22 protein-coding genes and 1 pseudogene are annotated in these 26,391 nt (G+C 56.6%); 8 read left to right on the top strand and 15 right to left on the bottom strand.

Translation table 11 applies throughout. The annotated features are described in order from the left end of the window. Nucleotides 1-16 precede the first annotated feature (16 nt). The 3 genes from ACXUPB_RS06670 to ACXUPB_RS06660 all read right to left on the bottom strand — a co-directional run bounded on the left by ACXUPB_RS06670 (nt 17) and on the right by ACXUPB_RS06660 (nt 2,692). A complete protein-coding gene (locus tag ACXUPB_RS06670; RefSeq protein WP_007105033.1) occupies nt 17-967 on the bottom strand; it encodes an aldo/keto reductase in 951 nt (316 codons plus the stop codon). A 63-nt stretch (nt 968-1,030) separates the two neighbouring features. Further along, complete coding sequence (locus ACXUPB_RS06665; RefSeq protein ID WP_007105034.1) at nt 1,031-1,828, bottom strand: SDR family NAD(P)-dependent oxidoreductase; 798 nt, start codon at nt 1,826-1,828, stop codon at nt 1,031-1,033. A 42-nt stretch (nt 1,829-1,870) separates the two neighbouring features. Further along, on the bottom strand, nt 1,871-2,692 hold the full coding sequence (locus tag ACXUPB_RS06660; RefSeq protein ID WP_007105035.1) for a DODA-type extradiol aromatic ring-opening family dioxygenase: 822 nt from the start codon (nt 2,690-2,692) through the stop codon (nt 1,871-1,873). A gap of 118 nt (nt 2,693-2,810) precedes the next feature. Here ACXUPB_RS06660 and ACXUPB_RS06655 point away from each other — a divergent pair, with 118 nt between their 5' ends. Together ACXUPB_RS06655 and ACXUPB_RS06650 are read left to right on the top strand one after the other, a co-directional pair. Beyond that, the gene (locus tag ACXUPB_RS06655; RefSeq protein ID WP_034821484.1) at nt 2,811-3,722 is read left to right on the top strand and encodes a LysR family transcriptional regulator; all 912 of its coding nucleotides are present in this window, start codon (nt 2,811-2,813) and stop codon (nt 3,720-3,722) included. Between the two features lie 485 nt (nt 3,723-4,207). Continuing rightward, nucleotides 4,208-5,563, top strand: coding sequence for a Y-family DNA polymerase (locus tag ACXUPB_RS06650; RefSeq protein ID WP_179917284.1), 1,356 nt, complete (start codon nt 4,208-4,210; stop codon nt 5,561-5,563). Here ACXUPB_RS06650 and ACXUPB_RS06645 read toward each other — a convergent pair. The 6 genes from ACXUPB_RS06645 to ACXUPB_RS06620 all read right to left on the bottom strand — a co-directional run bounded on the left by ACXUPB_RS06645 (nt 5,525) and on the right by ACXUPB_RS06620 (nt 13,059). Next, nucleotides 5,525-6,988, bottom strand: coding sequence for a sodium-dependent transporter (locus tag ACXUPB_RS06645; RefSeq protein ID WP_472955945.1), 1,464 nt, complete (start codon nt 6,986-6,988; stop codon nt 5,525-5,527). The two genes, ACXUPB_RS06650 and ACXUPB_RS06645, sit on opposite strands and share 39 nt — an antisense overlap. A gap of 68 nt (nt 6,989-7,056) precedes the next feature. Beyond that, nucleotides 7,057-8,280 (bottom strand): YbfB/YjiJ family MFS transporter, encoded by a 1,224-nt coding sequence (locus ACXUPB_RS06640; RefSeq protein ID WP_035555343.1) that lies wholly within the window; start codon nt 8,278-8,280, stop codon nt 7,057-7,059. 138 nt (nt 8,281-8,418) lie between these two features. Next, nucleotides 8,419-8,772, bottom strand: a complete 354-nt coding sequence (locus tag ACXUPB_RS06635) for an AtuA-related protein (protein WP_008957250.1) — start codon at nt 8,770-8,772, stop codon at nt 8,419-8,421. Next, complete coding sequence (locus ACXUPB_RS06630; RefSeq protein ID WP_035555340.1) at nt 8,759-10,165, bottom strand: acyclic terpene utilization AtuA family protein; 1,407 nt, start codon at nt 10,163-10,165, stop codon at nt 8,759-8,761. The genes ACXUPB_RS06635 and ACXUPB_RS06630 overlap by 14 nt, the downstream gene beginning before the upstream one ends. Further along, complete coding sequence (locus tag ACXUPB_RS06625) at nt 10,162-12,072, bottom strand: TRAP transporter permease (protein WP_246362423.1); 1,911 nt, start codon at nt 12,070-12,072, stop codon at nt 10,162-10,164. Before ACXUPB_RS06625 ends, ACXUPB_RS06630 begins: the two co-directional genes overlap by 4 nt. 21 nt (nt 12,073-12,093) lie before the next feature. Continuing rightward, entirely contained in the window at nt 12,094-13,059 is a 966-nt protein-coding gene (locus ACXUPB_RS06620; RefSeq protein ID WP_008957253.1) for a TAXI family TRAP transporter solute-binding subunit, read from the bottom strand. Nucleotides 13,060-13,218: 159 nt separating this feature from the next. Between ACXUPB_RS06620 and ACXUPB_RS06615 the strand changes: the two genes are divergently transcribed. The 4 genes and pseudogenes from ACXUPB_RS06615 to ACXUPB_RS06600 all read left to right on the top strand — a co-directional run. Next, nucleotides 13,219-14,103 (top strand): LysR family transcriptional regulator, encoded by an 885-nt coding sequence (locus tag ACXUPB_RS06615; RefSeq protein ID WP_335597715.1) that lies wholly within the window; start codon nt 13,219-13,221, stop codon nt 14,101-14,103. Between the two features lie 106 nt (nt 14,104-14,209). Further along, on the top strand, nt 14,210-15,565 hold the full coding sequence (locus tag ACXUPB_RS06610) for a M20/M25/M40 family metallo-hydrolase (protein ID WP_472955941.1): 1,356 nt from the start codon (nt 14,210-14,212) through the stop codon (nt 15,563-15,565). A 388-nt stretch (nt 15,566-15,953) separates the two neighbouring features. After that, a complete protein-coding gene (locus ACXUPB_RS06605) occupies nt 15,954-16,169 on the top strand; it encodes a hypothetical protein (protein WP_472955939.1) in 216 nt (71 codons plus the stop codon). A gap of 1,039 nt (nt 16,170-17,208) precedes the next feature. Next, a pseudogene (locus ACXUPB_RS06600) lies at nt 17,209-17,433 on the top strand (MipA/OmpV family protein); the annotation flags it as partial. A 107-nt stretch (nt 17,434-17,540) separates the two neighbouring features. Here the strand turns inward: ACXUPB_RS06600 and ACXUPB_RS06595 are convergent. Both ACXUPB_RS06595 and ACXUPB_RS06590 read right to left on the bottom strand, forming a co-directional pair. Beyond that, entirely contained in the window at nt 17,541-18,278 is a 738-nt protein-coding gene (locus tag ACXUPB_RS06595) for a MauE/DoxX family redox-associated membrane protein (protein ID WP_035559742.1), read from the bottom strand. A gap of 154 nt (nt 18,279-18,432) precedes the next feature. Then, complete coding sequence (locus ACXUPB_RS06590; RefSeq protein ID WP_472955937.1) at nt 18,433-19,119, bottom strand: type 1 glutamine amidotransferase domain-containing protein; 687 nt, start codon at nt 19,117-19,119, stop codon at nt 18,433-18,435. A gap of 73 nt (nt 19,120-19,192) precedes the next feature. On the opposite strand from ACXUPB_RS06590, the gene ACXUPB_RS06585 reads away from it, so the two are divergent. Both ACXUPB_RS06585 and ACXUPB_RS06580 read left to right on the top strand, forming a co-directional pair. Further along, nucleotides 19,193-19,324 (top strand): hypothetical protein, encoded by a 132-nt coding sequence (locus tag ACXUPB_RS06585; RefSeq protein WP_281372546.1) that lies wholly within the window; start codon nt 19,193-19,195, stop codon nt 19,322-19,324. Continuing rightward, the gene (locus ACXUPB_RS06580; RefSeq protein ID WP_035559749.1) at nt 19,314-20,093 is read left to right on the top strand and encodes a CLCA_X family protein; all 780 of its coding nucleotides are present in this window, start codon (nt 19,314-19,316) and stop codon (nt 20,091-20,093) included. The genes ACXUPB_RS06585 and ACXUPB_RS06580 overlap by 11 nt, the downstream gene beginning before the upstream one ends. A 60-nt stretch (nt 20,094-20,153) precedes the next feature. On the opposite strand, the gene ACXUPB_RS06575 is transcribed toward ACXUPB_RS06580, so the two are convergent. The 4 genes from ACXUPB_RS06575 to ACXUPB_RS06560 form a co-directional block, all read right to left on the bottom strand. Next, nucleotides 20,154-22,067: a TRAP transporter permease gene (locus ACXUPB_RS06575; RefSeq protein ID WP_045812147.1), complete on the bottom strand. Its 1,914-nt coding sequence runs from the start codon at nt 22,065-22,067 to the stop codon at nt 20,154-20,156. Between the two features lie 33 nt (nt 22,068-22,100). After that, on the bottom strand, nt 22,101-23,228 hold the full coding sequence (locus tag ACXUPB_RS06570; RefSeq protein WP_035559752.1) for a TAXI family TRAP transporter solute-binding subunit: 1,128 nt from the start codon (nt 23,226-23,228) through the stop codon (nt 22,101-22,103). Nucleotides 23,229-23,328: 100 nt separating this feature from the next. Continuing rightward, a complete protein-coding gene (locus ACXUPB_RS06565) occupies nt 23,329-24,525 on the bottom strand; it encodes a CaiB/BaiF CoA transferase family protein (RefSeq protein ID WP_179915290.1) in 1,197 nt (398 codons plus the stop codon). Further along, entirely contained in the window at nt 24,518-26,275 is a 1,758-nt protein-coding gene (locus ACXUPB_RS06560; RefSeq protein ID WP_472956696.1) for an acyl-CoA dehydrogenase family protein, read from the bottom strand. Before ACXUPB_RS06560 ends, ACXUPB_RS06565 begins: the two co-directional genes overlap by 8 nt. Between the last annotated feature and the right edge of the window lie 116 nt (nt 26,276-26,391).

Below are 26,391 nucleotides of genomic sequence, written 5' to 3'. Positions count from 1 at the left end.
CAGCCTCATCTTCATATCACTGCCTACTGGCGGCGTCCAGCCTGGAAAGCATCTCTTCCGGTAGTGACAATTTCACCGAAGCCAATATCTCATCCAGTTGAGACAGCGATGTTGCACTGACAATCGGTGCGGTCAGTTCTGGCTGGTGGAGCAGCCAGGCCAGTGCCACTTGGGATGGTTTTGCTGAAGCCTCCTGCGAAACGGCCATCAGGGTATCCAGAATGCGCTGACCACGATCGCTGAAATAACCGTTGAGAAAGTCAGCCCGAGGGTTGCCTTCCAGGTCTGAAAGCTGAGCGTATTTGCCAGTCAGGAATCCACTGGCCAGAGAAAAGTAGCTCACCACGCCAAGATTGTGCTCGCTGGCGACTTTCGCCAGCGACGACTCGAAATCGGCCCGGTCATGCAGGTTGTAGAGGGGCTGGATCAGCTCATAGCGCGCGAACCCATGATCACGAGACACGGCCAGCGCCTGTTCCAATCGATCGGACGAATAATTGGAGGCGCCGATGGCCCGCACCTTACCGGCCTTGATCAGCCGGTCAAACGCGCCCAATGTTTCCTCCAAGGGGACTTCCTGATCATCAATGTGGGCGAAGTATACATCGAGGTAATCGGTGCCCAGACGTGACAGGGAATCCTCAATTGCAGCTTCGATGTTGGCTGCAGATAGCCCTTTACGACGCTCCAGCATACCGACTTTGCTCATGAGAATGACGTCATCACGACGTCCCCGCTTTTTCAGCCATCGTCCGATAACTGCCTCCGACTCGCCACCTTCAAGGCCCGGTGCCCACGCAGAATATACGTCGGCCGTGTCAATGGCGCTGAAGCCCTGCTCCACAAACCGATCGAGTAGCTGAAAAGAGCGGTTATCATCGGCTGTCCAGCCAAACACGTTTCCGCCAAATACCAGTGGGGCTATCTCCAAACCGGACTTCCCAAGGGGTTTCTTCTGAAGACTCATGATGCCTCCCTCAAAAAACAACTGTCAGTGGGTGAGTCGGCCGGGTGGTCCCGGCCGGCGATTTCAGGCAATGCTTTCCACAATGCCACCTTCAACACGCAGGGCGGCGCCTGTGGTGGCACTGGCCTGGGGAGACGCAGCGTAGACACAGAGGCTGGCGACCTCTTCCGGTTCGGCAAAACGTCGGAGCAGCGTGGAAGGCCGGTTTTCGTCCAGGAACAGGGTTTCCATTGCTTCCGGGGAGACTCCCCGCTCAGCCGCCAGGTCAGCCATCATGGCTTTGGCTCCTTCAGTACGGGTCGGACCGGGAAGGATGCTGTTCACGGTCACACCGGTTCCGGCAAGAACCTTGGCGAGACCCCGGGATACACCTTGAAGCGCCGCCTTGCTCACCCCGTAGTGCACCATCTCCGATGGAATATTCAACGCCGATTCACTAGAGATGAACTGGATACGCCCCCAGCCCCGAGCCTTCATGCCAGTTGCGTAATGCCGGGCAAGTCGAACACCGCTCATCACGTTGACCTGGAAAATCTCTTCCCAGGCAGCATCGTCGATATCGAAGAATGGAACGCCGCCATAAATACCCAGGTTGTTGACCAGAACATCCACCTCGGGCAGCTGTTCGATGATGGTCCGGCAACCTTCCGCGGTACCCGGGTCCGCGATAATGCCTTTTGCATCGTCCCGACCGCTGGCATTGGCTATCTCGGCCAGCGCCTTATCCACTTTGGCCTGGTCACGACCCACTATAGTTACCGAGGCACCGGCCTCGGCCAGCCCCTGGGCAATGGCCAAACCGATGCCCGCGGTAGAGCCGGTGACCAACGACTGTTTGCCCGTGAGTTCAATTTTCATCATTTAATTCCTCTTGCCATTGATTTTTGAGGGGACGTCACCCACTCAACCAAATTGAAACGCCGATAACTGGGTTTCCATCACCCGTTCGGAATAAACCTTCTTGCCGGGCTCCTCGCCCGCTGCACCCGCTGCCACGAGCAATGGAATCAGGTGTTCCTCGTCTCCATGCGGATGACAATCGAGGGCGTGGGGTGCCTGAACCCATTTCCTCAATCGCTGATAACGAATTCCGGAGTCACCTTCGACAGTGTCCGTCAGCCAGTCATCGAACGCCTCGGAGAGCGGTGTAAACCGCTTGTCGCCGTAGCCACGCATGTTGTGGAAGCTCATGCCACTGCCGAGAATCAGCACACCTTCGTCACGCAGTGGCGCCAGAGCTCTGCCTGCCTGCAGGTGTGCTTCGGGGTCCAGGTCCTGCCGTAACGACAGCTGAACCACAGGAATGTCTGCCTCGGGGAACATCACCTTGAGCGGAATAAACATACCGTGATCAAACCCACGCCCGGAATCCTCCAGGGTGTTCTGTTGTGCCCCAACCAGTAGACGACTCACGCGATGCGCCAATGCCGGCGCTCCTGGAGCCGGATAAGTCAATTTATAGGTGTGGTCCGGAAAACCGAAATAGTCATAAATGAGATCGGGCTGGCTGCCGGCGGTCACACTAAACTCTTGAGTGCGCCAGTGGGCGGATACCAGGAGGATGGCCGTCGGCTTTTCTGGCAAACGCCCGATGACGCTTCGAAGAAAGTCGGCCATACCGTCCCACGTATTGCGGGGACTCCAGTCCATAAAGAAACAAGGGCCAGCGCCGTGGGGAATAAAAAATACCGGTTGTCTGGTAGGCACTCTTGGCTGCGTGGACATCGACATACCTCCATAGGTTTGAATAGTTCAGATATCACAATGAACAGGTTATACTGATACTCAGGAAAGGAGAACGGACTTAAAAAAGGAACTGTTTTAACTAAAGGTAGGAAATAAAATGCTGGACCGATACACAAGCATGCAGGTATTCGTTCAGGCAGCGTCCAGAGGTAGTCTGTCTGCCGCCGGCCGGGAGCTGAACATGTCGCCGGCAATGGCCACAAAACATGTGGATTCACTGGAAACCAGGCTCGGCACGAAACTGCTTCATCGCACCACTCGACAGTTATCACTGACAGATGCCGGACGGGAATACCTGCAGGCCTGTCAGCGCATTCTTCAGGATCTTGAAGAAGCGGAGTCCGAAGTATCTTCCCAGCAGCATCAGGCCATGGGTCGATTACGTCTGAATGCACCGCTATCCTTTGGCACACGCTTCATTGCACCGTTAATACCGGAATTCACCCATCGTTACCCACTGGTGGAGGTGGATCTTGGCCTGAGCGACACTCAACAGGATCTGCTGAAAGAGAGCTGGGACCTGATTGTCCGCATCGGACACCTCGCTGACAGCGACCTCAGGGCCCGCCGTCTCGGCAATTGCCCGATGCGACTTTGTGCCTCGCCTGAGTATCTGAAAAAACATGGAACCCCTAACCGTGTTGCCGAGCTCTCAAACCACAATTGCCTGAGCTACAGCCTTTCCTCAGCGCAACGCGGCGGCACCTGGGCATTCGGCCAAGATGGTAAGATCCAGGTGCCCGTAACAGGCAACCTCATGTCCAACAATGGCGACGCACTTCTTGCTGCCGCCGTTAAGGGCCAAGGGATCATATATCAGCCCAACTTTATCGTGTCCGAGGCATTGGCCAGTGGCGCTCTGGTTGCTTTCGAATTGGATCACCCTCCACTGGATCTCGGCGGCCTGCATGTGCTGTTCGCGCCGGATCGTCGGTTACCCCTCAAAGTAAGAGCGATGATCGACTATTTGGTTGAGGTTTTTGAGAATTCGCCATGTAGACCGTCGTAAATTTTATCCTTTCTTACCAAGGCCCCCTCTCTACACCTGTAAACTGTTCCAACAGTCAGGCTTAGTTCGAAGTTAGCCCGCTCCAGGCCAAAAGCTTTATGTCGGCTTCTGGATCGCGGCCACCTTCTCCTTTTCCATCTGCTTTTTTAAGATCCCGAAACCAATGGTTGTTCAAATATTGTCGTCAACAAGGAAAATCTCATTTGCGGAACCGAAATGGGATCGAGGCCATAAGTCCATTGAGTGTTTCCTTTTGTTTAGGCCCGGACATTTTATTTTCCTCGTAGCTGTCAATTGATGGTTCTAACAGGCAGTGCCTTTAGACCGCAATAGTGGGCTACGTTTTTGGGGTACGAAATACCAATCCATCAATGGCATGGACAAAAAAGTGTATGAAGAGGGCCTTATATCGACGTTCGCCATGGACACGAGGCCATATAGTGAAAGCCCTGTTATGCTCAGTTTAAAGTCATGTCCATAATTGGATCATTCGTAGTTATAACTTTTATGTCAGCTGCGAGCGGGTGTTTCAGCCTCACCTTGAAGGCCGCCCGGTGGGCGTGATGTCGAATAACGATGGCTGTGTGATCGCCCGTTCTGCCGAGTTGAAGGCGCTGGATATTCCCATGGGAACGCCCGCCTTCAAACTGGAAGGGCTGCGCCAGCGTGGCGAGATTCATCTGCTCTCGTCTAATTACGAGCTGTATGGCGATATGTCGGCGCGGTTAGCGCAGTTGTTGCGTGACGCCTGCCCAGAGATCGCGCCCTACTCGATCGATGAAATGTTCATCTATTTAGACGGCTTTACCTCCCAGCAGTGTGAGGCGCTGGGTAAGCAGTTGCGCCAGCGTATTCACCGCCACCTGGGCCTGCCGGTCTGTGTGGGGTTGGCCCCGACCCATACGCTGGCCAAGCTGGCCAATCATTTAGCTAAACAAGACCCCCTCTACGAAGGCGTTTGCCTATTGCAGGGGCAGGGCCACACCACCGAGGCGCTGTTAAAGCGCACCCCGGTGGGCAGTGTGTGGGGCGTCGGGCGTCGGCTGGCCGAGCGCTTGGCCATTGGCGACATCAACACTGCCTGGGATTTACGCGAAAGCGATGAAAAATGGCTGCGTAAGCGCTTTTCGGTGGTGCTGGCCCGCACGGCGCTGGAGTTGCGCGGCACGCCCTGCCTGGAAATGAACGCGCTGGACCAACCGCGCCAGCGCATTATGACCTCGCGCTCGTTCGGCCAACCGACCGGCGAGTTTGCTGAAGTGCACAACGCGCTGCGCCGTCACGCCCAGCGTAGCGCTGAAAAACTGCGTGAACAGGGCAGCATGGCGCGTGCAGTGATGGTGTTTCTGAACACCAATCGCCACCGCCGCGACCAACCGCAATATTTCCCGCAGGCGCTGATACCCCTGCACTCGCCCAGCGACGATACGCGCGTGATTCTCGATGCCGTACGCGAAGGGCTTGAGCAGATTCACCGGCCCCGCTTTCGGTTTATGAAGGCCGGTGTAATGCTGCTAGATTTGGTCGATGCCAAAGAGCACCAGCTTTCGCTGCTGCATCCCCCGGCCCGTGATCGGCATCCGTTTTTGATGGCCACCGTCGATCAGATCAATCAGCAGATGGGGCAAGGCACCATTAGCTTTGGCATGACCGATGCTCCCGCGGCTTGGCAGCTACGCTGCGCTCACCGTTCCAACCGCTTTACCACGCGCTGGGATGAGCTGATGAAAGTGGGCACTCACCCCGGCGCGGTGGCCGCCGCCGAGGCGAAGGAAAAGGCAAAGCAGCGCGAGCAACACACCCTAGCCAGTGCGAAGCGCAGAACGCAGCCGCGGGCTTAGACTTTCCCCCAGCGCCGCCATCGTAACCAGAATCCCCAGCAGCCACGGCCAATGCGCTGCGAACGAGACTTGATAGACGCCCAGGGCATCGACAAAAATCACCACGATGCCGAGCGGGCTAACGTAACGCACCATGGTCAGCCACAAGGCGTAGGGCAGCGGCGCAAGCCCCAGCTCCTCGCGGAAAGTGTCGCTCTTCAGTATAAAGCCTGCCAGCACCACCATGCCTAAGCCGCCCAGCGGCATCATCCAGCGTGAGGTCAGGTAATCCAGCCAGTCGAAAAAGGTCTTGCCTGCCAGCGTCCAATCCGCGCCCAGATTGAATGACAGCATCGCCAGGGTGCTAATCAACCACAGCACAATGCCCGTGCCCCAAGCGGCTGCCGGGCGCGAAATGCCTTTGTTATCGCACAGCCAGGAAACCGTCGCCTCGACCATGGAAATGGCAGAGGTCAACGCGGCCATGGAGAGCATCAGGAAGAACAAAATGCCAAACAGCGTCCCCAGCGGCATCGCCTGGAAGGCCAGGGGCAGGCTCATGAAAATAAGCCCTGGGCCTTCGCCGGGGTCCATGCCGTTGGCGAAGATCACCGGAAAGATCGCCAGCCCCGCCATCAACGCCACGACCGTATCCGCCACGGCCACACTAACCGTGGTGCGACCAATCGAGGCACCTTTGGGTAAATAGCTGCCGTAGGTAAGGATCGCCCCGGAGGCCAGCGAGAGGGTAAAGAAGGCATGCCCCAGCGCTGCCAGCAGCCCTTCGCTGGAGAGGCTGCCCGCGTTGAACGAGAACAGGAAGTTAACCGCCGCGCCAAAGCCGCCGGAAAACAGGCCAAAGCCAATCAGGATCACCAGCATGATGACCAAGCCCGGCATCATCCAACTGACACTCTTCTCGATCCCCTTCTGTACGCCCTTGCCCACAATTAGCATGGTGAGCAGCGTCACCAAGGTACTCCAGAAACCGAGATTCAGCGGATTAGCGTTGTTGGCGCCAAACACGGCGGCCATCTCATCGACGCTGCTGCCTGCTAAGCCACCGGTCAGCATCTTCCACAGATACGAGAACGACCAGCCCGCCACAACGACGTAAAACGACAGCACCATAAAGCCGCAGAGCATGGCCATCCAGCCAATCAGCGACCACACCGACGAGCGGCCTGATTCATTGACCACGCGGCGAATGGCATCCACTGGGCTGCCCTGGCCGCGCCGTCCAAAGGCGATCTCGGTCATCATGACCGGCACACCCACGGCAAAAATACAGGCCAGGTACACCAGTACGAAGGCACCGCCGCCGAACTCCCCGGTGATATAGGGGAATTTCCAGATATTGCCCAGCCCAACCGCCGAACCGGTTGCTGCCAACATAAACCCCCAGCGGCCTAGCCACTGGGTGCGAGGTTGCCCAGAAGAGGTCATTTGCCCAGTTACCCTGTCAGAAAAAGGCGCTCATCCTATAGGATTTTGCGGGCAATGCCCAACAGCGTCTAGGCGTATACGGCGGCCTTGGCGGCAGCATCCAGACGCTGGGCGGTTTGATCCACCCGGCGCAAACAGACCAGCAGCACGGCGCCGAGGGCCACAAAGCCGCCTGCCAACCAAAGCCCTAGGCTGTAATTGCCAGAGGCTTCGGCCAGCATGCCGGTCAAGGCCGGGGCGCATATCTGGGCAACGCCGTAGGCCAGGGTCATCTGCCCCATTAACCGCGCTGGGCTTGAAGGATAAAGCCGCCCTGCCATGGTTAGCACCAGACTGACGCAGCCGAGGAAGGTACCGCCGTAGAGCACGGCGCTGAGCAACACCGCCGCTGCATTCGCGGTAATCGCAGGCAGTAGAATGCCCACTACCTGAATGCACATGGCAATAATCAGCGCCCCCAGGTAACCGACGCGGCGGGCGACTAGATCCCACAGCATCACCGCCGGGGCAGCGGCTAAACCGGCCAGGGCAAAGGTCCAGTTACCCAGCCCCGCCAGCAGCGGCTCACGCTCGACAATCGCGACAAGAAAGGTAGCGCTGATCACATAGCCATAACCGGCGCAAAAATAGGCAGCCAGCATCCAGCGCATAAAGGTGCGTGTGGGCGGCATCGCGGGTTGGCTGTTAGCCGCGGGAGCACCGACGACCGGTTTCTCCGGGCGCGGCAACCACTGCCACGCGGGCACGAGTAGAGCTGCGCCCAGCAGGCTAAAGCCCCACCACTGGGTCTGCCAGCTAAACGAAAGCTGCAGCATCATTTCAACCGCGACGGAGACCACCACCATACCAATGCCCAAACCAGCAAAGTGGATGCCCAGCTCTCCGCGCTGACGGTGTTGCATTAGCCAGTGAAGAATCAACCCGGACGCTAGCAACATTGAGCCACTGCTGGAAAGACCCGCCAGAAAACGCAGCCCCGCCCATACCCAGAAGTGCTCGGTGAGCGCCATGCCCGCGGTGGTAAGCACTGCCAGGATTAACCCACAGCGAAATAGGAGGTCTTTGATATAGAGACTGCGGATAGTGGCGGCCAACACCGCCCCCAGCATATAGCCCGCGTAGTTGAGCGCCGCCAGCCAGCCGCCATCGGCGTCCCCCATCCAGGTTTGCTGCTGCATGACTGGCAGCAACGGCGTATAGGCAAAGCGGGCGATACCCACACACAATACCTGGCTGAAAACGCCCGCCAATAGCACTCTAAAGCGCTGGGAACCTAGCGTTGCTGCGGTCATCGGGCTGCTCCTTAAACACCACTTTTATTATATTAGCTATCACTATATTGATTAGCTCGCATGCAAGTTCATGCATAGTAGGGCGTTTTGAGCAGCGCGTCATGACCACCTAGGTCGAGTGCGTGGTTAAAAAACTGGCTAGAGGTGAACCTCCAGGCTTAACAACAAAAACGACAGCGTTTTGCCATGGCCATCCAGATTGAGTGCCCCGTTAACGCCGCCTTGAAGCACATCATCGATCACGAAGTTCATGCCTGCCAAGTTAGGTAGAGGGTAGCGCCGCACCCGGCTAGCGCCGCGATGGGAGAATAGCGCCAGCACTCGTTCTTCGGTGACCTGTTCCAGCAAGGTGGCGTAGTGATCCGCCTCATAGGCAAACAGCGCCACGTTGAGGCGTTCGCCTTTATCCCCCGCACGGGCGTGCGCCAGCTGGTGAAGAGAGATCGAGGCGGGCGCACGCATTGACGTTTGTGTGGGTTCAGCTTGCAGCATAGCGTTCGCTCCTGTGGGCTTCCTGGGTCGGCGACTCAAATAGCGTGGCATGGGCATAAATGTCGCTACGCTTGACTAGATATGAGGCGGTAAATACCCGCCGTTGAAACTGACGTCGCACCCCGCCGCCGCCGGCAGGCCCGGCACAGTAAAGCGCCAGTAGCTCTTGGGTGGCGCGGGCTACCCAGCGCCGCTCGCTGTGCTCCGCTGCCAACCGCAGCCGGTAATCGCCGCTGACAGACGTTGAAGCGCTACGCTGAAGCTCGCCGCTATCACTATCGAATACGCTGGCGAGGCCAATGATATCCAAGCGGATCCGCAGCTCAGCCGGGGCGCGAAATACCAACCGCTCACGCAGTACCTGGGCGGCAAGCTGGGCTCTTGCTAGCGCATTGGGCCCGGCATAGGAAATTTCTGCTTCACCCTGCCACCCCCCTTCGTAGCAGACGGTGGTCTTTAGCCGTTCGGGGGCGGGCTTGCCGCGAATGCCCGTTACCGCTACGCGGTTAGGTGAGAGCTGGCGGACCTCGGCGTGGGTAAGATCCACCGTGACATCCGGGGTCAGGTAATTGGCTGGGTCATGGACCTCATAGAGCAGCTGCTCTTTCACCGTTTGCTCGGTAACACAGCCGCCGGTATTGGCAGGCTTGGTGATGATTAGGCTGCCATCCTGCTCCACTTCAATAATCGGATAGCCCACCGTGGCGAGGCCTGGTACGTCTTTAAAACCTGGGTCGGCAAAGTAGCCGCCGCTTACCTGGGCGCCACACTCGGCCAGGTGTCCGGCCATCATGCCGCAAGCCAGGCGGTCCCAATCATCCCAACGCCAATCGAAGTGGTGCATCAGCGGGGCTAAGAACAGTGCCGGATCGGCTACCCGCCCGGTGACCACGACATCGGCTTGCATGGCTAACGCTTCGGCCAGTGCCTTGGCGCCCAGGTAGACATTGGCGGAAATCAAGGCGTCATCGCCCGGCATCTCCAACCGTTCGGCCTCCCAACGCTGCAAGTCCAGGCCATGCAGTTGCTGGCGGATATCATCGCCATGCACCTGGGCAATCCGCACCTCTGGACGACCAAGCTGTGCGGCTAGCTCCGCAATGACCTGGCACGCGCCACCAGGGTTCGCTGCACCGAAGTTGCCTAGAATTTTAATGCCGTGATCCAGGCAATCGCGAAGCACTGGCGCCAGCAGCTCGTCCAGCAGCGGTTCAAACCCGCTTTCGGGGTCCTCACGCATCGCCCGGTGGGCGGCCGCCAATGTCCGCTCACCCAGGGTTTCGAATACCAAGGCAGAGGGTTGCTGTCGCTTGATCAACTCTGCCACCACCGCCACGGCCGCATCGGTACGGTCACCGGAAAAGCCTGCCCCGCTGCCCAGTAAAAAACTCATAAATGTGTCTCCTTGGCCTGAAGGGAGTGGTGGTCGCCGGAGGCAACTACCGGCTCGTCATCCAGCAGCGAGCGGCGGCGTATAAATAGCCCAATGATCAAGACGAGCGCTGCCAGCGTGGTCAGCCAGCCTGGCGTCAGCGCAAGCCCAATCACCGCGATCAGCGCCACCACATCAATCACGCGCTTACCCGTCATGGCGACCCGAGACATCAGCGCGGCGAAGGCCATCACGAACACGACACCCTGACAACTGGCCAAGACGATCTCCAGGGGAGTCCCAAACCCCGCCAGGGCTGGGTAGATCAGCAGCAGGAAAGGAATGACATAGATCGCCGCTGCCAAACGCACCGATTCGACGGCGGCAGGCAGCCAGTTGGTGTCGGCAATGCCTGAGGCCACGAATACCGCAATACAGACAGGCGGTGTAATGACTGAAAGTGTCGCGAAGTAGAAAACGAACAAGTGGGCAATCAGTGGCTCAACACCGATGGTGGTAAGCGCCGGAGCCAATACGGAGGCGACGAGTACATACGCTGCCGTGGTCGGAATACCCATGCCCAGAATCAGACAGACGCCGCCAACGATAAAGGCGACCAGGAAAAGGGACTCTCCACCGACCGTGACGATCAAGCTCGCCAGCGTTACGCCGATGCCGGTCATGCCAATCATCGCCACCAGAATCTGCGCCCCAGCCAGCAGCACGCCGATAATCACCATGCCTTTACCGGCATCGACCAGGCCCGCCACCAGCTTGCCGAGAATCTCGCGCAACGGCATCTTGGCCATTAGCGCAAAGGGTACAAAGGTCAGCACGGTCATCAGGATGCCGTAAAAAGCGGACATCTGAATCGAACGGCCGCTAAGCACACCGTAAAACAGCCCACCCAACGCAGCCAGAATGGGAATGATCCGTTCAGCGCGTATCACGTCTGACCAGCTGGGCAGCTCGTCATCGGGTACCACCTGCAACTGACGGCGCTTGGCCACCAGGTGAATCGTGACAAACACACCCAGGTAGAAAAGTATCGCCGGCAGCAAGGCCGCCAAGGCGATACGCAGGTAACTCTCACCGAGAATTTCCGCCATGATAAATGCCGCAGCGCCCAGGATCGGCGGTGCGATTTGACCGCCGGTGGAGGCGACCGCTTCTACCCCAGCCGCAAACGGGCTTGGGTAGTTCAAGCGTTTCATCATGGGAATGGTGAAATTGCCCGTCGTGGCGACATTGGCCACCGCGCTGCCACTGACCATACCAAACAGCCCGGAGGCTACCGTGGCTACTTTGGCTGCACCGCCCGGCGAACGGCCGCTAATACGCAGCGCCAAATCCATAAAGGTATTGCCGCCCCCGGTGTGCAGTAGCAAACAGCCGAAAAGCACGAAAGCCGCAATGGTAGTGGCGGCAACGCCGACCAGCATGCCCCACACGCCTAGATCACCCAGGTAGATGGTTTCGGTCATGTAGTAGAGATCAAACCCCCGGTGGCCGAGCGGCCCTGGAATCGCGGCCCCGAACCACGCGTAGGCTAACCCCGCGACTACCAGCAGTGGGAAAATAGCCCCGATAGCGCGTCGCGAAAGCTCCAAAATCGCCACTAACAGCACGCCGGTTAGCAACATGTCGCGGGGCGTAGCCCAGGGGAGCTCCACCAGGATTTGCTCATGGTTAAGTGCCACATAGCCGCAGGCGCCTAACACACCTACTCCAAGTACGACATCAATGGCGATGCCCAGCGGCCGCCAGCGCTTGCCCTCCCCTAATGGGTAGACGGCAAGCCCTAGCAGGATGACCAGCGCGAGAAAGATACTCCGCTGAATCAAGCTCTCAAACGGCCCAGTGGCGGAGGTATAAAGGATTAGACCGCCCAACAGCAGCGCCAAGCCTTTGGTGACTGTCTCGCGCATGATCATCTTCTCCGAATGGCCCTACTGGACAGGCTGCAAGGCATCAGGGATGTCATACCCCTGCTCTTCGAAATAGCGCGCCGCACCGGCATGCAGCGGCACAGTGCCAACTTCCAGAGTCATCTTCGCCATATCGGCATCTTTCATCGCGGCAAAGGCGTTAACCTGCGGTTCGGGGTTTTCCATCACGGCTTTGACGATTTGATAGGCGGTCTCTTCATCCATATCCGGGTGCGCATGTACGGCAACCCCAAACGCCCAGGTGGTATAGGCGGGGATACCGTCTGCGGCACCTTCGGGCACATCGACAATCGCCACGTCGGGCATTTCGCTGCGCAGCGTGTCGGCCTGCGCGTCATCGAGAGACAGCACGCTAATGGGGGTAAATGTCGCGATATCCATAGAGGAGCCATCCAGACGCTCGCCGACGCCCGATTTCACCGAGCCCATCACCCGGCCATCCTTCATGGCGTCGACCATATCGGTGGTGGAACCACGCACGTAATCCGGCTCTATGCCGAGGGTACGCATCACTGCTTCAGTGGTTTTCTCAGTGGCTGAGCCGGTGATGCCGGGGTTGAAACGCACCCCATCCAAATCAGCGAAGGTGGCGACGTTGGCATCCTGGCGCATCACTGCGTTTTGGGGCGCCACGGTGTAGACCCACAGCAGGCGGTTATCCACTGGGCGGCCTTCAAAATCTTCCTCACCGGCGTAGGCGTGATAGCCGGTATTGGTCGTCACCAGCCCCATATCAATCTGATCGCGCCCCAAACGACGCAGGTTATCTACCGTAGCGCCGGTTTCAGCGACAGAAGAACTCACACCTTCGACCTGGTTGTTGATGATCTGATTAACCGCAACAAAGTAGCTGTAGTGGCTGGAGGAGCTGGAGGTAGAACCAATCAGCAGGCGCTCATCGGCATGGGAAGTGGCAGCAGCCAGCACCGCGGCGCTTGCCACCATGGCGGTAAGTAGCGTTTTCATCGTGTCTCCGAAGCTCGCAAGGCGAGCTATTGTTATTGTAGAGCGGTTTTTTTATCTATAACGGTGATCGCGACGCGGTTTGCATGCGATAAAACAAGCATGGTCTGCCATTTTAATTTTGTATATTGAATAGTTTTTAATTTATGTTTTACTTTCTAAATGAATCCAAGCATCCAGCAGTTGCGTGTTTTTGTTGCCGTCGCCCACTCCCGCAGCCTTGCGGAGGCCAGCGAGCGAGTACACCTTTCCCAACCGGCGATTTCGATTGCACTACGCAAGCTGGAAGAGAACGTAGGCGGTGCGCTATTTGCCCGCACATCACGCCAGCTTGTCTTGACCCCGGAAGGCGACGCTTTCCTACCGGTTGCCGTGCGGTTGTTAAATGACTGGAACGAAGCTTTTGAGGATCTCAACGACCAGTTTTCCAAGCAGCGCGGCAAGGTAACGATCGCCGCCTTACCCACCCTGGCGGCGGGCTTGTTCCCGCAGGTCATCCGGCTTTTCCACGAGGCTTACCCTCGCATCAACCTCAGCCTGCACGATGTGCTGGCCGAACAGATCAACCAGATGGTGCGCGAAGGCCGTGCCGACCTGGGACTTTCCGTACCTCCCGGTGACGCAGACGACCTCACGTTTGAACCCGTGCTCGAAGATAGCTACGTGGCGGTTTTCCCTTGCGGGCACCCACTGCTGGCACAACCGGCTGTGGCGTGGGGGCAGCTCGCCGCCTACCCGTTTATCGGCATCAATCGTCTTTCCAGTTCACGCCAGGATATTGACCGCATTATGCAGAGCGTCGGGGAACGGCTGGATATCTTGTGCGATGCCCGCCAGATCGCTACCGTCGGCCGCATGGTGGCGGCGGGCTTGGGTATTAGCGTGCTGCCCTCGCTCAGCTTTCGCCAGATTGCCACCGATGGCATTGAACACCGCCCGCTGGTCGAACCGACTATCCGTCGCGAGCTGGGCATGATATTGAGCCGACGCCACCCCCCTTCCGCCGCCGCCAGCGCCCTGTGCCAACTGATTCGTGAGCACGAATGAGGACTTTCCACAAATAAGCGTTTTCGGTACGGCTTTCTCTACACCTGGGGTGGGAATCTGGCAGACTAGAGGCGATGAACATCCACCTTACTAAGTGAGCGATACGATGAGCGATACAGCAAAACCCTGGACACAACCCATGCCCGACGCGCAGTTCAAACTGATGCGCGATATTCTTGCTGCGCCTAGCCCCGTGGGCCTTGAAGCCGCAATGACCTACGGTGTGCTCAAGCCGCATTTTGAAAGCTTTGCGCCTAAAGGCTGGCACCTGCACCAGTTCAAGGGCAACGCTGGTGTTGTGCTGGACACCCACCCCGGCCGTGACGATATGTTCAAGGTCATGCTGATCGGCCATGCGGATAAAATCCGTATGCAGGTGCGCTCGATTGGTGAAGACGGCAAGATCTGGATCAACACCGACTCCTTCCTGCCCACCGTACTGATCGGCCATGAAGTGAAGCTGTTCAGCGAAGACCCGGATGCCCCTGGCAGCTATCGCTGCATTGAAGGCGGCACGGTAGAAGCACTTGGCGCGATCCACTTCTCTGACCCTGCCCAGCGTGATGGCAGCAAAGGGATCAAGAAAGAGCAGATCTACCTGGATCTACAGATTCACGGCGACAACAAGAAACAGCAGGTGTTGAATCTGGGCGTGCGCCCTGGTGATTCGATTATCTTTGACCGCCCTATCCGCCCGGGCTTTAGCCCTAATACGTTCTATGGCGCTTACCTGGATAACGGCCTAGGCTGCTTTGTGGCTGCCGAAGTGGCGCGTTTGATCGCTGAAGCAGGCGGCACTAAAAACGTGCGCGTACTGTTTGCGATTGCCAGCTATGAGGAAATTGGCCGCTTCGGCAGCCGCGTGATGGCCGGGGAAATGAAGCCGGATGCGCTGATTGGCGTTGACGTCAATCACGACTACGTGGGCGCGCCAGGCATCGGCGACAAGCGCATGCAGCCGCTGGAAATGGGCAAGGGCTTCACCATGGCGGTGGGTTCGATTGCCAGCGAACAGCTCAACCGGATTATCGCGACAGCCGCTAAAGAGCAGGATATTCCGCTACAGCGCGATATCGTGGGCGTGGACACCGGTACCGATGGTATGGCGGGTGTATTGGCGTCTATCGATAGTGCTGCTACCTCGATCGGCTTCCCTATCCGCAACATGCACACGATCTCGGAAACCGGCCATACCCAGGATGTGCTGGCAGCTATTCACGCCCTCACCCAAACCCTGCAAGCCATGGATGCCATGCCGGATCTACCGCGTGAGTTCCTGGATAATCATCCACGCTTAGACCAAGCGAGCCCACTGACCCACCAGGGCAGCGACAAGCCCGACAGTGAGGGTGATGACAGCAAAGAGAGCCAGGTAAGCAAAGAGAGTAAGGAAAGTAAGGAAAACAGTGCCAACAGCAATGAAGTTGCTAGTAAGAAAACCAAGAAAAAAGCGAAAAAATAAAACACGCGTATAAAAAGAAGCCCCAGCCATTCCTTGGCCGGGGCTTTATCAAACCTTCCTTGATTTTCTTCACAAACATCCTGTTTGTGCTTCCCTGAGAGCGTTTAGCCTTCCTGGCGTTGCCTTCCCTGTTTCCACTTCCTTGTGGTGTATGCCCACAATGGACGTTATAGCGCTGTGTTTATCTATCCCAGGTTATTAAATCAAAAAAATATTGGTTTAATATTAAAACAGCCTTGTTGCGTCGATTTAATGCACGTTTGCAATACGTTTCGCATGGCGAATATATGAATTGACACTTATACTTAAACCGTGTCGGTAACGACACGGATCAACAGGGAGGTTACCACGCCTGAACCATCATCAACCCTAATGGTAGGAGGTCAGCGTGCGCGACATTATAATCAGCAATAAAATCAATGAATTAGATATCATCTGTCGTCATTGCGGCAATTCAGAGACAGCCAAGTCACCATTTTTTAATCGCTTTCGTTTAGAAGGCACAGGGAAAAACACGGCGACGGTGCGCTGCCTTAACTGCCAAACAGCAGTTGAAGTGCCCTTGAATGAACTAAGCACGCTCTATTATCACCATGCGTGTTAATGGGCAGGCTGGTTAATAAAAAAGAAGGGGTAGATGGCTAACACATCTGCCCTTTTTCTTAGCAAGCTATTTAAAATAAATGAAAAATACACAATTCTGTCACTTTCACGTCATTTATTACCGAATAAAAAGCCCCAGCCATTCCCTGGCTAGGGCTTAATTACCGCATCTTTCTTCCTCACAAACATCCTGTTTGCGCGTCCATGAGAGCTTAAGCCGTCCTGGCACTATCTTCCTTGTCACCACATCCTTGTGCTTGATGATTAGGATGCGCCTTTTAACGACGATTTTACCTAACCTAGGTTATTTAATGAGAAAATAGTTTTTACACTAAGCTAAGTGTTTTTTAGTGACGACTACGCGCTTTAAGGCTATTCTTAACCTGTCATCGCTATGTTACAAAAACGACATATAGCCCTCTAAATTGAGGCATTTTTGATTAAAGGACCCAAGCAACACTGGCCTTACGTTAGGTAAATCCAACTTTCAATAAAAAGCAAATTCGTCATTGACTTAAGCTTGCATAGCGGTTATAAAAAATTTTAAATTCCTGATATTTATAGGAAAGCAATTAAAACTAGCCAGCTACCCATGAAAAGTCAAACAAACGATTGATTAATTTTTTTACTATCTTCAGCAAAAAAATAAAGCTCAACCATTTTTGGCTGAGCCTTATTAGGTCTTCCATAACCGCACACTACAAATATCCTATTTGTGCATCCTTGTACTGCTCAAGCAATCCTTGCTTGGTCTTCCTTTTCGCGATTTCCTTTCGCTGAGCACACAATGAGCCTTATAGAAGTATGTTTATTTAACCTGTGTTAGTTAATAGAAAATAAATTATTATTAAACGTTCGTTTGCCATTTTATCAAGCGGCTTGCCAAGCTTCCAAGCTTGGCGGGAAGCACGCCGGTAACGGGCGATGTGGATGGCGCCGAGTTGGAAGCATCGACTGCTTGGCGATTGCCTCTCAATGAGCGTACATTCTTTACCCTTACCCCGAATGTGGCCTAACCGACGAAGAGTGGGGTTTCTACACGTGACAGCCTACGTAGCGGCATTGCCAGCTATAACCCTGATGGCGGCTCCTGGCGTTTAGGGGTTAGCACCAGCCTAACCTATGCGCTAACGCCGCAATGGTCGGCCACTGGTTTTGTTGGCACCGGCTACCTGACTGACAATGCGTCTGACAGCCCCATCGTTGACGATTTAGGCAGCGAATGGCAGACCGTGACGGGTGTATCGCTCAATTATCATTTCTAGCCGTATTAAGCCGCTAGAAAGCCTGGACAACATAAAAGCGCCCTTCACGTTTAGGGCGCTTTTGCGTTTAGTGGATGGTTCTAGTGATGTTGTTCTGGCAGTGCTGCTCAAAACCACATTTTAAGCGGCATCCATAGCCCCATCAGTATCATTGCAATGTTTTCCGTTAACGATATAAAGCCTAGTGGTACATTGCTGCTACCGCCAACACACGCGCATTTCAATTCACGCTTATCGATGTACACGGCTTTAACCACCGACACCGCCCCCACCGTACCGATAAACAGTGCCAACGGCGCCGCCAGCCAAATCAAAGCGCCTGCCAGCATTAATACCCCGGCCAGGGTTTCAGCGTAAGGATATACATAACTATAGGGGACATAGCGCTGAGCCAGCAGGTCGTAGTTAAGGAACATAGAGCTGAAGCTCTCTACATCCTGAAGTTTCTGTAACCCCAACAGCACCATCGCCGTTGCCACTGCGTATTCAGGCATCCGCGCGGCCAACAAGGTACCATTGGCGACCCAACTAACCGCCAGACCGATCAGCAAGGCGGTAACAAAAATCGCGATTACCGGTCGATATGTGGTCTCTTTTGCATTCGGCACGCTCATCCCAAGATGCTTGCGCACCTCTTCATAACCACCAATACGCTTATCGCCGATATAGGTTTGCGGCGTGGTATCGACATTTTCCTGAGCCTTGAACGCCTCTATTTCATCTCGGGAGGTTAACGGGTGATCGTCAACCTCATATCCTTTACGCTTTAACAAATCGACCGTTTTCATACCAAACGGGCAACGGTGCTCTGCCGTCTTCATCCGATAAACATGTGCCGTCTCCATGTTAACCACCTCCTTGATGCGTGTCTGAAAACTACCTATTAAGCAAATTCCCCTCTCTACCTTATAAAGGTAGTCAGAATATGGTCTGTGACCAAAATAGAAACGGCGAGGATAGCCTCGCCGTTATCATTGAGCCTGCGTTACCACCTAGCGGTTATTTCTCCAGCCACGCCATCAGCGTCTCAGCCGTTAGCGCTGAAGAAGGCGGGTTTTGCCCGGTAATCAGCTGGCCATCTTCACGCACGTAAGGGGTAAAATCTTCTGCCTTGGTGTAGATACCGCCACACTGTTGCAGCGCATCTTCGACCAGATGCGGCACGATGTCAGTCAGGCCAACCGCATCTTCTTCGCCATTGGTGAAGCCTGTTACTTGGCGGCCTTTAACGAGCGGCTCGCCTTCGCTGTTCTTGGCATTCACTAAGACAATTGGCGCATGGCAAACGGTAGCGACCGGCTTGCCTTGAGCAATAAATGTTTCGATCAGGCGAATGGAGTCTTTATCGTCAACAAGATCCCATAACGGACCATGACCGCCGGGGTAGAACACCGCATCAAAGTCATCGGCCTTCATATCGCCCAAACGATGGGTCGCTGCAAGCTCAGCATTGGCCTTTTCATCTTGCTTGAAACGGCGCGTTTCATCGGTCTGGCTATCCTCAGCGTCGCTCTTGGGGTCCAGCGGCGGCTGGCCACCCTGAGGCGATGCCAGGGTTACCTCGGCCCCTGCGTCGTTGAAGACATAGTATGGGGCGGCCAACTCTTCCAGCCAAAAGCCGGTTTTATTACCGGTGTCGCCCAGCTGATCGTGAGATGTCAGTACCACTAAAATACGCTTGCTCATATCTTTCTCCTGGCGGTGGAAAAGGAGGCGATTAAAAGTCCTTGTTGTTTCTTAGTGGGGCCTCTGAGGTGGAATGCAAGGAGATATCCAAGATCGTCATCACTGGCTCAAACGGCAGTTGATCACCAGTAGTGTCAATCCGTTAATGGCGCTTTATCATGGCGTCATTCAGTCATTGCCAGGTGAAGCGACCAGTGAGTATTGAAGCGCGGGATTTTTACCGCAGCGGCCCTGATCACCGCCAAGGGCAAGCCAGCAGCTTTGCCTTGATCCGGCGTCAGTTTGATTTTCGCTCCATTGAGATTGGCCGCTGGGTCACCAGCGCTGAGCGCGACCGTGCCGCCGAGCTGTTTCACGATGCGCTGTGCGATCTAATGGTGATTCTACAGGGGCCAGAGGCGCTGATTTCGTTACGCGGCTCAATCGCCCTGCAATACGGCAGCGGTGGCCGACCTGGCGTTTCTGCCCACTACGACCCCAGCCAACGCAGTTTTGCGCTGGCCAAAAACGCAGGCCCCGGCAGCATTGCCCACGAGTGGTTTCATGCTTTCGACCACTATATCGCCAGTAAGTGTTTTCGCGGCACGCCTGCCGGTATGTTCGCCTCTACTGCTTGGCTTGCCGATGCAACGCCCATCGCCCACCCTCTGAATCAACTGCTTATGCGCTGTTTCAAAGCCGTATTACTGCAGCCCGAAGGCGACCAGCCTAGCGATCTGTTTCAAAGCTCGGTGCAGATGGATAAAAAGCTTGGCCAGCTCTATTACAGCAAACCCGAAGAACTCTGTGCACGCGCCTTTGAGGCGTTTGTGCAGGATGCGGACATCACTAATCACTTCCTGGTCAAAGGCACCAAAGCTTCACCCGAGGCCGAACGCGGGCTTTATCCCCAGGGTGAGCAGCGGGAACGGATTAACGTGGCATTTAGCGACTATTTTGGCGGGCTGGGGAAAGCGTTGCGTGATGCAGAGTAAGCATCACGGCGCTCGACAGGCTTTGCTGCCGAACACCGTGGGCTTATAAAGCAGATTAACCTAGGTAGAGCACTTCGTAATACCTGCGCATTTCGTAGTGCGCATCACCGCTATCAGATAGCACAATGCAAGCGCTAGAAAGCCCAGTAGGTCACTGATCCATTCGGGATAGATCATCAGCGCGGCAGGTATCAGCAGCGCACAACGCATGCGCACTCCCACCGAACCTATCCGATAAAGATATCCTTCCATCGCCGCTGCCACCAGCCAGATCGCAGTCATGGCGGTAAAAGCGGAGGCTATCACGCTCAACAGGGGGCCCTGCAAAATCAGCGATGGGTTGAGCACAAACAGGAACGGCAGCACGAACAGCACGGCTCCCAGCCGCACGGCATGCAGGCTTGTTAGGGTACTGTTGGCACCGGCAACACCGGCCGCAGTAATGGCCGCCAGCGCCACGGGTGGCGTGATATAGGAGAGCATTCCCCAGTAAAGAATGAACAGATGGCTGGCAAGAGGATTGAGACCAGCCCCCACCAGCGCTGGCGCAAGCAGGATCGACAGGAAGATGTAGCACGCGCTGACCGTCATGCCCATCCCGAGGATAAAGCTGGTAATCGCCCCCGCCGCCAGCATTAGGGGAATGCTATCACCTGCATACAGCAGCAGTTCGCGAGAGAAAGCCCCTGCAACCCCCGTATAGGAAAGCCCACCGACCACCAAACCGATACCGGCTAGCACAGCAACAAGACTCCCTACCCCATGTGCCAGCTGATAGAAAAAATCCAGCACTTGACTGATACGCAGGCGCTGCTGACGGCGAACCAGCGAAATCACCAGCAGCATAAGGGTGGCATAGTAAGGCGCCTGACTTTCCAGGCGCATGACAAGCAACATATAGATCAACACGCTCAGGCTAAGCAGGTACGGCCAGCCAGAAAGCAGCGTTTCACGCACTCTGGGGATATCCTTGGCGGGCATACCCGTGAGGCCTTTGCGGGCGGCATAGTTATCCACTTGAAGCAGCAGGGCCAGGTAGAAGAGCAACGCAGGCAGTAGCGCCGCCATCATGACCTCACCGTAACTGACGCCTAGGAAGGAAGCCATGATGAAGGCAACGGCCCCCATAACGGGCGGCATCAAGGTACCCCCCGTGGAGGCGCACGCCTCTACGGCGGCGGCATACTCGCGGGAATAGCCACTGCGCTTCATGGCAGGAATGGTAATCGTCCCTGTGGTCAGGATGTTGGATACCGCACTACCGGATAAGCTGCCCATGAAGGCACTGGAAACGACGGCCACCTTGGCAGGCCCGCCGCGGCTTCGGCCCATCAATGCAGTGGCGAAATTCATAAAGAACTCACCGCCACCGGTGATGGTCAGCGCTATCCCGAACACGACAAAGCCGATAATCAGGTTGGCGACGACCTGCATCGGCACGCCCACAATGCTCTCCGCCCCCATGACATGGGCTCGAATAGTTTCCCCCAAGCCAAAGCCATTGCTCCACAGGAAACCAGGCATGTGGCCTGCATAGAGCGGATAGAGCCCAAACAGCAGTGCCACGGCAAAAATCGCCCAGCCACCACAGCGGCGAACGCCCTCCAGCACCAGTAGCAGCATCATCGTTGCCACCAGCGTTGCTTCGAGCGGGGCGAAATACTCCCACCCTTGCTGGGTCATGCGCAGGCCATTAAGGCCAAGGTAGATGGCGCCACCAAGAGCAGCCCCCGCCAGCACCCAGTCATACCAGGGGAGGCGTTCGGTATCAGCCTTGCGAGCCGGAAAGATCAGTAGTGCCGCCGATAGGAACAGCCCTATCAGATAGTAGATGAAGGCATTACCGATCGGATAGAACCCCAACAGCTTGAGGGCAAAGGTTTGGTTGATCGTCATCAACAGACCGACGGCCCCCAGCCCCATCACTATCCACCTTGCCGAACCTTCCAATCGCTCTTGACTTGAATTGCTCATGCTGTCGCTCCCAGTGACATATCCACCCCGTGGTCAAAGCGCGCCTATCACTTCTTGCCGGCGAGCTTCCCAACGTTCGGCAAGCGCCTCCCCTTCGAGGTCTGGCTCCTCGTTCAGCAGGCCATCCCAAGCTTGCTTCAGTGCTTCCAGGCGGGCGAGGCGGTTATCGTTCCATGTCTGCATCTCCTCGCTCCATAGCCCTTTTTCTTGCATGTAGCGGATAGCCCCAGGGTGAAAAGGTATATCGATAGGCGGCACACCGGCGTCCTCGATTGCCCAGCGGTGAATGGCAGCGGTCGCGTCACGGTAAAGGTCATAACTCTCATCCAGGCTCTTGATGAACTGGTAGACCTCTTCTTCGTCACGATCAGCCATGGCCACGATGATCGGGTAACGGTAGGCAAGCATGTTGGCGGGAGATTCTTCGCTTAGCCCGGCGCCAATGGTTTCACGGAATGACTGGAAGACGGGGGCCACCTGGTTCATGCGCGCCCAGCCCTCTTCGTCATCGGCAGGAATATCTACCCAGCGAATACCACGAGACGACTCTTCCAGCTCATAAAGCTGGCTGGCGGTGGTGGTGGTGCAAGTAGCATCGGCCCGATCCTCGACCAGCGAACTCATGGCGGCGCCGTGAGTCGGGAACATCACCGCCTCCACATCGTCGCGCCTCAGCCCTGCAAAGGCCAAGATCGCATCACATTTCACATTGACCGAAGGGTTGCCTGCCACGTAGGCAACCCGTTGCCCCCGCAAGTCATCAAGCGTGTGGATATTGGCGTCGGCAGCCGATGGCACACCAAAGGTAGATGGTCTTCCGGCAACGGCTCTGAGGTCTTGGGGCCCCCAGCGGCGCTCGCTGAAGTCGTAAATTCCTTCCGTTGCAAAGAAGGACTCCGTGGCCAGGTAGGCATAGTCCGCCCGGCCACTCACCAGGGGCTGCAGCCGCCCAATGGCCGATCCCGCAGGCTGGATACGGATGCGGGTGTTGTAGGCCTTGCCAAAGGCATCGGCGATGGCGGAGGCCTCCGAGTGCCCTTGCGAGCCCACATCATAGGCGGTCCATGTCATGGTGCTGGGAAGCTCTGCGGCCGAGGCCGTATTGGCTAGTACGGCAAAAACGGTGGAGATAAGGCCAGTGGCCAGGGGCGTGCGTTTCATGGTTTTGCTCTCATGTTGTGTTGTTATTGGCATCAACGTCATTGGTGATTGTTATCAGCCCATTCGGCTGGGCAGTCAGGCACACAATGGTGCACTGGGGCTAAGCCACCGGTACATCCGGCAGCACGCCTTTCGCTCTCAGGTGCTCTATTTGTTGCTCAGTCAACCCTGCTTCATGAAGGATTGCATTGGTATGTTCGGCAAAGCGTGGCGGTGGCGTTTCATAGCGCGAGGGTGTTCGAGCTAGCTTGATCGGCGAGCCAGTGCCCTTGTAATGGCCGATCTTGACGATCATATCGCGGTGCTGGGTATGCGGATGCGCCAGCGCTTGCGTGGTATCGAGTACGGGCCCGCAGGGAACGCCGATACGCATCAACCGGTCGGCGAGCTTGTCCCCTTCCCACCTGGCCATGGCACTCTCCAGCACATCACGCAGTGCATCGCGGTTACCCAGACGGGCACCATTGGTCGCAAAGCGTTCATCCTGGCTAACGTCGTGGCATTCGAGCAACTCGCATAAGCGCGCGAACTGCACATTATTGCCAACTGCCAGAAAAATCGGCTGTGTCGCCGTCCGGTAGACCTCATAAGGGGCAATATTGGGATGCTCATTTCCCGTGCGGCGCGGCGGCGGCCCACCGTAGAATACGTTGGGAAAGTGGGGGTGCATCAAGGACAGCCCAGAGTCGAACAGTGCTGTCTCGACAAACTGCCCACGTCCGCTGCGCGTACGCTCATGGAGAGCCAAGGTGATACCGATGACGGCATTCAGGCCAGTCACGATATCGACAATGGGCAGCCCCACTCGCAGTGGCTCCCCCTGTTTCTCACCGTTGACACTCATCAGCCCTGCCATTGCCTGGATGATGGCGTCATAGCCAGGCAAACCGCCCATCGGACCATCAGCACCAAATCCACTGATTCGACACTGGATCAGACGGGGAAAGCGCGCGCTGAGAATGTCATAGCTCAGCCCCCACTTTTCCAGGGTTCCCGGCTTGAAGTTTTCCACCAGCACATCGGCCCCCTCCAGCAACTGCAGTAGCAGTGCCTTGCCGTCAGGATGACGAAGATCCAGCGCCATCCCGCGCTTGCTGCGGTTCAAACCGTGGAAATAGGAAGCTGCATCGCCTTCGAAAGGAGGCCCCCAGCCGCGGGTTTCATCCCCCCCGGGAGGCTCGATCTTGATCACATCCGCACCGTAGTCCCCCAGCACCTGGGTGCAGTACGGGCCTCCCAACACACGGCTAAGATCAATCACCCTGATTCCGCTCAGTGCGCCATTGGGCTTATCCATGCCCCACCTCCAGCCCGTGGGAACGCGCCAGTGCTTGGGTATTCACCACCGCAGCGACCTGTTCGTCGGTCATCGGCGTTTCGCTGAGCAGCGTCGCCAGCGCTTCCGGCGACGCGCGACTGACCGATAGCGGATCGGGGGGTAGTAACTTGTGGTGTACCACCAGCCAGGCGAGTGCCAAACGCCGCCTGTCTCCCGTGATCCTGGACGCCTCCCAGGCCATAAGAATGGCGGAGGTAATGTGATAGAGACCGCTGGCGATCCGCCGCGCGTCGTGCTCGCAGGCAGGATCCTCTGCCAGTGCATTCGCGCTCGCCACTGCCTTGTCGAGGAGCACCTGCAACAGGTGGCGCTCGTGCTCCTCAAGGGCGGACGCTTGCAACTGCTGGTGCAAGTAGTCAGCCAGTACCGGCAAGGTCTGTTCACGCCGAACCGCCCGGAAAACATCCAGGGCAACGATATTGCTGGTGCCTTCCCATATTGAGCCAAGGTGGGCATCGCGCAGCACGCGGGCATCCGACCACTCCTCGATGTAGCCACATCCACCACGTACTTCCATACCATCCCCAGCCACCTTGCGTGCATCCCGCGTGGTACGGAACTTGATCATAGGCGTCAGGATACGCAATAGCTTGGCTGACTGGGCATCCCCCGCATCGGCACGCCGCAGGCACTCGGCCGTGTGGAAGACCATCGTGCGCCCCTGCTCGGCAGTGAGCATCATCTTGCTGAGCTGACGCTGCATAAGCGGCAGATCGATGAGCTGGCTACTAAACGCCTGACGGTGGCGGGCAATGAAAAGCGCCTCATTGAGTGAGCGCCGCATCAACCCCGCCGACCGCACCCCGTTCGAGAGACGAGACATGTTGATCATGTCTGTCATCTGCTTGAAGCCCTGCCCCGGCTCTCCCACCACATAAGCTTCGGCGCCTTCGAGCAGGATCTCACCGCTCGCCATGGAGCGAGTACCCAGCTTGTCTTTCAGGCGTACGATGCGGTAATGGTTAAGATCACCATTTTCCAGATACCGGGGCAGCAGGAACAGCGTGAGGCCGCGAGTGCCCCGCTCCCCCTGCTCGGGGCGCGCCAATACCATCGCCAGCGCGGCATCGGGGTTAGAGCAAAACCATTTGTCGCCATAAAGGCGCCACTTGCCCTCTTCCTGCCTCGCTTCCGTGGTAATCGCCCCAACATCAGAGCCTGCATCCTGCTCGGTCATGAACATGGCTCCCTGATAGGCCAGATCCATATCCTGTGAGGTCAACGCTTCCAGGTAGCGGTTCACCAAGGCGTCGTCGCCGAACTTGCGCAACGTGCGAGTCAGTGCATCGGTCATGCTAAGCGGACAGCAAAGGCCAAATTCTGCCTGTACGAACAGGTACGTCAGCGCATACTTCACTACCGGCGGCATGGGTTCCGACCAGCCAAGCACGCCACCGCGGTGCGACATGGCCGCCAGCCCGAACTGCCCATAGGCATACGCTTCCAGGCGTTGATAGGCGGGATGCTTGAGAATCTGCTGACGCTCGGTGCCATTTCGGCTGCGCAGGGCAAGTTCAGGCGGATGCTTGTCAGCCTCGATGGCCAGCGTTTCCAGTTCACCGCCAGCAAGGGCTCCCATCTCGTTGAAGTGGTGCTCCAGGTGCTGACGTAGCGCCGTCGGCAAATAGAGATCCAGAAGCTGGGAAAGGGTGGGGTCGTTATGGTAACTGTTCTGCCCCCAGGAATCGGGGATATTGCGGTGTATCATGTCATTCACGACGGCGTACCTCTTGGACTTATTATATGTTTTATCGTCACATTAGGCGGGTATAGAGGCCGTCTCCAATACTGTTTTAGGATTCATTGATTCAGTTTTATGTATGA

It is taken from the genome of Vreelandella sp. DA03-1M (assembly GCF_055725665.1).
Note: the sequence above shows the minus strand (reverse complement) of the source record. Positions and strands in the feature narration are given on the sequence as shown.

Excerpts from the sequence above, each read along its gene's own strand:
- ACXUPB_RS06670 (WP_007105033.1), bottom strand. The coding sequence starts at position 967 with ATGAGTCTTCAGAAGAAACCCCTTGGGAAGTCCGGTTTGGAGATAGCC.
- ACXUPB_RS06665 (WP_007105034.1), bottom strand. The coding sequence starts at position 1,828 with ATGATGAAAATTGAACTCACGGGCAAACAGTCGTTGGTCACCGGCTCT.
- ACXUPB_RS06660 (WP_007105035.1), bottom strand. The coding sequence starts at position 2,692 with ATGTCCACGCAGCCAAGAGTGCCTACCAGACAACCGGTATTTTTTATT.
- ACXUPB_RS06655 (WP_034821484.1), top strand. The coding sequence starts at position 2,811 with ATGCTGGACCGATACACAAGCATGCAGGTATTCGTTCAGGCAGCGTCC.
- ACXUPB_RS06645 (WP_472955945.1), bottom strand. The coding sequence starts at position 6,988 with ATGACCTCTTCTGGGCAACCTCGCACCCAGTGGCTAGGCCGCTGGGGG.
- ACXUPB_RS06640 (WP_035555343.1), bottom strand. The coding sequence starts at position 8,280 with ATGACCGCAGCAACGCTAGGTTCCCAGCGCTTTAGAGTGCTATTGGCG.
- ACXUPB_RS06635 (WP_008957250.1), bottom strand. The coding sequence starts at position 8,772 with ATGCTGCAAGCTGAACCCACACAAACGTCAATGCGTGCGCCCGCCTCG.
- ACXUPB_RS06630 (WP_035555340.1), bottom strand. The coding sequence starts at position 10,165 with ATGAGTTTTTTACTGGGCAGCGGGGCAGGCTTTTCCGGTGACCGTACC.
- ACXUPB_RS06625 (WP_246362423.1), bottom strand. The coding sequence starts at position 12,072 with ATGCGCGAGACAGTCACCAAAGGCTTGGCGCTGCTGTTGGGCGGTCTA.
- ACXUPB_RS06620 (WP_008957253.1), bottom strand. The coding sequence starts at position 13,059 with ATGAAAACGCTACTTACCGCCATGGTGGCAAGCGCCGCGGTGCTGGCT.
- ACXUPB_RS06615 (WP_335597715.1), top strand. The coding sequence starts at position 13,219 with ATGAATCCAAGCATCCAGCAGTTGCGTGTTTTTGTTGCCGTCGCCCAC.
- ACXUPB_RS06610 (WP_472955941.1), top strand. The coding sequence starts at position 14,210 with ATGAGCGATACAGCAAAACCCTGGACACAACCCATGCCCGACGCGCAG.
- ACXUPB_RS06595 (WP_035559742.1), bottom strand. The coding sequence starts at position 18,278 with ATGGAGACGGCACATGTTTATCGGATGAAGACGGCAGAGCACCGTTGC.
- ACXUPB_RS06590 (WP_472955937.1), bottom strand. The coding sequence starts at position 19,119 with ATGAGCAAGCGTATTTTAGTGGTACTGACATCTCACGATCAGCTGGGC.
- ACXUPB_RS06585 (WP_281372546.1), top strand. The coding sequence starts at position 19,193 with ATGCAAGGAGATATCCAAGATCGTCATCACTGGCTCAAACGGCAGTTG.
- ACXUPB_RS06575 (WP_045812147.1), bottom strand. The coding sequence starts at position 22,067 with ATGAGCAATTCAAGTCAAGAGCGATTGGAAGGTTCGGCAAGGTGGATA.
- ACXUPB_RS06570 (WP_035559752.1), bottom strand. The coding sequence starts at position 23,228 with ATGAAACGCACGCCCCTGGCCACTGGCCTTATCTCCACCGTTTTTGCC.
- ACXUPB_RS06565 (WP_179915290.1), bottom strand. The coding sequence starts at position 24,525 with ATGGATAAGCCCAATGGCGCACTGAGCGGAATCAGGGTGATTGATCTT.
- ACXUPB_RS06560 (WP_472956696.1), bottom strand. The coding sequence starts at position 26,275 with ATGATACACCGCAATATCCCCGATTCCTGGGGGCAGAACAGTTACCAT.